The organism is Neisseria sp. P0021.S007 (genome assembly GCF_051956855.1).
This window is the reverse complement of record NZ_JBQCXA010000442.1, coordinates 1-729: the sequence shown is the minus strand read 5'-3', so window position 1 is coordinate 729 and position 729 is coordinate 1. Positions and strand designations below refer to the sequence as shown.

1 protein-coding gene is annotated in these 729 nt (G+C 50.9%); it reads right to left on the bottom strand.

Annotation, left to right across the window (positions count from 1 at the left end; translation table 11 throughout):
• On the bottom strand, positions 1–729 hold a 729-nt coding region (locus tag ACTHUR_RS13885), incomplete at its 5' end, for a lyase family protein (RefSeq protein WP_440399126.1).

Here is a 729-nt window from a genome sequence, read left to right as displayed (position 1 = left end):
TCAAATTCGTTTTGCCAACTCTTCGGCTTTGCCTACATACAACGCAGGGGTCAGCTCAAGCAATTTGGCTTTGGCTTCTGCCGGAATTTCCAACGATTCGATAAAGAGTTTCAACACTTCAGGCGTAATGCCGTCTTTACCTCGAGTCAGGTCCTTCAGTTTCTCGTAAGGATTGGCCACGCCGTAACGACGCATTACGGTTTGAATCGGCTCGGCCAGCAACTCCCAAGTAGCGTCCAAATCGGCAGCAAGGGCGGCAGGATTCGGCTCAAGCTTGTTCAGACCGCGCAGATGGGCGATAAAGCCCAATACGGTATAGCCCACGCCTACGCCCATATTGCGCAATACGGTGCTGTCGGTCAGGTCGCGTTGCCAACGGGAAATCGGCAGTTTTTCAGACAAAAAGCCCAATACGGCATTGGCCATACCGAGGTTACCTTCGGAGTTTTCAAAGTCGATTGGATTGACTTTGTGCGGCATGGTAGAAGAACCGACTTCGCCTGCTTTGACTTTTTGTTTGAAGTAACCCAAAGAAATGTAGCCCCAAACATCGCGGTTGAGGTCGATCAGAATCGTGTTGACACGGCTGATGGCTTGGAAGAATTCCGCCATATAGTCGTGCGGCTCGATTTGAATGGTGTAGGGGTTGAAGGTCAGGCCGAGGCTAATTTCAACGAAGTTGCGGCAATGGGTTTCCCAATCTACATCGGGATAAGCGACCATATGGGC